This window comes from Mycobacterium sp. (assembly GCF_032162105.1).
Taxonomy (GTDB): Bacteria; Actinomycetota; Actinomycetes; order Mycobacteriales; family Mycobacteriaceae; genus Mycobacterium.
In genome coordinates, this window is sequence record NZ_JAVRPS010000471.1 from 1 (window position 1) to 3921 (window position 3921).

The 3921-nt window shown below is 62.5% G+C and carries 4 protein-coding genes and 1 pseudogene; all 5 read right to left on the bottom strand.

What is annotated here, in order from left to right; all coding sequences use genetic code 11:
• The coding region (locus QOC69_RS24320; RefSeq protein WP_526444426.1) for a GMC family oxidoreductase at positions 1-762 on the bottom strand (762 nt) is incomplete at its 3' end.
• Positions 763-1112: 350 nt separating this feature from the next.
• Positions 1113-1298 carry a hypothetical protein gene (locus QOC69_RS24325; protein WP_526444428.1) on the bottom strand — a complete coding sequence of 62 codons (186 nt, stop codon included), beginning with the start codon at positions 1296-1298 and terminating at the stop codon, positions 1113-1115.
• Between the two features lie 56 nt (positions 1299-1354).
• A complete protein-coding gene (locus QOC69_RS24330; RefSeq protein ID WP_526444430.1) occupies positions 1355-2902 on the bottom strand; it encodes a glycosyltransferase family 39 protein in 1548 nt (515 codons plus the stop codon).
• A 35-nt stretch (positions 2903-2937) separates the two neighbouring features.
• Positions 2938-3027: pseudogene (locus tag QOC69_RS24335) on the bottom strand (DUF3817 domain-containing protein); the annotation flags it as partial.
• A gap of 562 nt (positions 3028-3589) precedes the next feature.
• Positions 3590-3921: restriction endonuclease (locus QOC69_RS24340; RefSeq protein WP_526444432.1), on the bottom strand; the 332-nt coding region annotated here is incomplete at its 5' end.

Below are 3921 nucleotides of genomic sequence, written 5' to 3' on the forward strand. Positions count from 1 at the left end.
GGTGGCGCGGCGCTGAGCTGTCATCCAGGCCCCACGACGCTGCTCGTCGTGGACCTGATCGTCCATCAGCAGCTGCAAGGCCTGGGTGTGGGTGTAGACGGTGAGATTTGGTCGGTGGGCGACCGGATGCAGGAAGGCATCGGCCATCGACCAGCGACGGCCACGCCGTTGGTTGACGTGAAAGTACGCACTGCCGGCGTTGTCACCTCGGTTGAACTCGGCGATCGGGACAATGCCCACCTGGGCAGCGGCGGCCTGCCAGGCGTCCAAGATCTTCCAGCGCACCCGCGGCCGCTCGACGGGGATCTCACCACCGACGCCGTGCCAGTCGTCGGCTCCGCCGAAGTAGTCTTCCAACTTTTTGTAGATCGCCAGTGTCTCGCCGGTACCGTCCGGGCCACCCCAAAGCCATCGCTCATCACCGGTGGCCTGGGCCCACAGGTCGTAATCGGAGGCCTGTCCGCGCATATGGATCATGGCGTTGATCGACGAGGAGCCGCCGATCACGCGGCCCCGCGCGTAGTGAATGCTGCGGCCGGCCAGACCTGGGTCAGCCTCGGTCGTGAAGCACCAGTCGGTGCGGGGGTTGGCAATTGTGTACAGGTAGCCCACCGGCACCTTGATCCAGAACCAGTTGTCTTTGCCGCCGGCCTCAACCAAGAGCACACGGTGATCAGGGTTGGCGCTGAGCCGGTTGGCGAGCAGGCAGCCCGCACTGCCTGCTCCCACGATGATGAAGTCGAATTCGGCGACGGAGCTCATTCCGGCATCGGTCCTCCGTCTCGTCGGGTGTGCATCCAGTGCGCGACCAGTTTTGCGAGCGTACGTGCCTGCACCTCGGCATCGGTGTCATCCGCTGAGTACCACTGGCCATTCCGCCGCATAGGTGCATTTCTGCCGGTTTAATGAGCGCAGAATTCATGTGCGGTTCCGATGGAAACGCGAGCCGCGCTCTGAAACGACTAGAAGTTTGAGACGGGGGTTCTCGAATGAGTCTTGGCTCCGCCATCTCCGCCAAATGGAAGAATTTCAATGAACGACGGAAACAGACTTCGACAGGCGAAAGATGGACCGTAATAGGGGTGCTGGTCACCGTACTGTTCGGAGGTGTATCAGTACTCGCCTGGCTGTACCCGCAGTCGCCCGACGCCTCGACGGGGCATGTCACCGAAGAACTCAACCGGCATTAGCCCCGAAAGGCCCAGACTCCGGCCGAACTTCGGGGCCACCCACCCGGCCAGTTCGGTGTAGCACGTCATCGCCGCCTCAATGACCTGCACCGCACAGCGGTGCATCATCTCACCGCTGTAGGGCGCGAGGACCCGAAATCAGCGCCGTGACGTGCCCACATCGGCTAATCGTCAAGGGCGTTGCACGAGAGCATCGGCGGCTTGCTGTAATCGACGCTGAGCTTTTGCTTCGTTTGCGGCGCGGCGCCACCATGTGCCCGAGGTGTCGTGCGCTTCCACAACTCGAACGGCTGCCGGCCATTTGGATGCCTGACGGCTAACGTGAAGTGGCTCAAACCGTAAGCACGCGTCGACCCGTCCCACTCCGGAAACGTCGGTGGGGAATACCGTAGGAGCAGGTAATCGGCGTACCTCATTTGTTCGACATTGGCTTCCTGCCAACATTTGTCGGCGACGAACCCGTCCGGGTAAAAGCTCACGCGGTTGTCCCAAGTGGTGTTTTGGGTCAGGGCGACGCCGCGTCCGTCGACGTATGACGGGCAGCGGGGGCTTGGCGCGGTGTAGACGCCGGCCATCAGGGGCAGGCTGATCGCGTCGGAGTAGACGCAACTGCCGTTGGGAATGGCGGCAGTGGCGGCGCGCAGGTCCTCTTGGCCCCGAAGATCGCTGAGTTGAACGCCGGTGCCGATCACGAACGCGCCGGCGAATGCTATGGGGATCAGAGCGCCTCTTCGTATGTCGAGGGCGCGGCTGACCAAGAGAGCGACTGCGGGACCGAGGAATTCGCCGTAGTGCGTGAAGTAAGTCGGTGACGTCGCGAACGCCAGGGCGGTGATCACGAGCACTGACACCCACAGCCCGACTTGCGGGTCGAATCGCCGGAAACTGATGACCGCGAGCAGCGCGATCAGCACCAGGGCGAGTGGGATCGTGATGTCTGCGAGCCCCACCATGTTGACGACACGGTCGAGGCCGTCGGGTACGAAGGGGTTGCGCGCGCGGCTGAGCTGAGTGACGACGACGTCGTGCCAGGCACGGGCGGGAGCTGAGACGACGAACGGCGCGATGACCACAGCCATGGCAAGGAGCCCGCCGCCAGCTAGCGGTAGCAGCCATCCGAGCCGTCGTGTCCACAGAAGGTACCCGACGACCACGACTACATAGGCGAGTGCGAATAGCTTCAGCGAGACACCGGCGACGAGGAACATGCCGCAGGTAACGAGGTCGAAGCGTGTGGGTTGGTCGTGGCGTAGGAGAAACCAGACCGCTGTGAGGCATGCACAGGTAGCGAGCGGCTCGAGCAGGATCGTCTGCCCGGCCACGATCGCGTTCGGCATGACGGCGTACAGGGCGGCCGCGACGAGCGCACGTCGGCTGCGAGTCACCGGGTCACCGGGGAGGAGTGCGGCGAGCCGGTACACGAGCACGATGTTGAGCGCTACGACCAGCTGCATCTCGACCCGGCCGACTACCATTCCGATCGGGTCGCCGAGGAGGTACCCGAAGACGGCCGCGGGCAGCAGGACAATCGACACCCCGGGCGGGTGGACGATCGAGAAGTCGGAGTAGGGCAGGTAGCTATCGAGCAGCAGTCGCGCGGCCGCGTAGTAGACGCCGTCGTCGTACTCGAGCACGCCGAATAGGTTGTGCGACGGCCACCACACCAATGTGCGGAGCGCCACGCCGACCACGACCACTGCCGCGAGTGGCAATGCGACTTGAAACGTTCGCGCGGGCGGGACTGCCGCTACAAATCGAATTTTTCGTTGACCTGTTTGGTGCGGAAGTGCTCGAGGATGACGCGTAGTAGCGGGATCGTGCCAGCCAGTAGCGTGCCTCTTTTGCACCATGCGGCGACCGTAGCGAGTGGGTGCGGGATTCGTGGTGCAATCATGAGCAAAGGGTGAGGTATGTGACCTCCGAGCGATAGACAGCGTCCACTAGATCGGTGCTGGCGCAATCCCCCGGCGGGGAGGCGGCGTGGGCGCATTGCCCAGCTGAAGCCGTCCGGACGCCGCTTGTTTGGCTGAGGCGAGCTGATGCATCAGACGAATCATCGCGGACACAACGAGACTTCGACCGCGACGACTCAGAACCAACTGGCGTACAAGGCATGCCGCAGATGGCGCGAAGTATCGGCACGCCCGGATGCCACTAAACATATTGGGGTACAACACATTAACGAATATGCGGCAGTTTACTGGTAACCCGCCATATTCGATTCCGCCACATTGTTCTCGCGTGGGGGCAGCGATCGAGCTGAGATGAGGTGGGGGAGAGGGGGCCGCACGGAGCGATCGACTGATTGCGCCTACGGTTGAAGCGATCGCAGCGAACTATCTTCGGTTGGCCCGAGTCTTCTGGCACCTCCGCCTATTCACGCGGTACTTGTACTCAACCTACTCCAGGACAGGTCCTTGTCCTGGAGTACGCATGACTTCCAGCCAGTGGGCAATTGTTAGATGATCAGCTGAGTCGATTGCATCTCCGCGTGCTGAGATCGTGTCTCTCGCACCTGGCGAGACTGCTTTAGTCGTAGCCACCATTCCGCGCACAGCGCCTTCAGCCTGCATGTCCGCCCAAAGCGCCTTGACGACGACTTTCTCAACTTTTTGCCGCTGACGCTTGCACTGGACGATGAGAAGCGGTGGACCCCCCGATTCCGGTTCCGACGGCCACATCCGGATGTCTACGCCATCATCGTTGGACCCTGGACCGAGCTGGACCGCAT

What these genes read in the sequence shown, in the direction of transcription:
- QOC69_RS24325 (WP_526444428.1), bottom strand. Translation starts at nt 1,298, where the DNA reads ATGATGCACCGCTGTGCGGTGCAGGTCATTGAGGCGGCGATGACGTGC.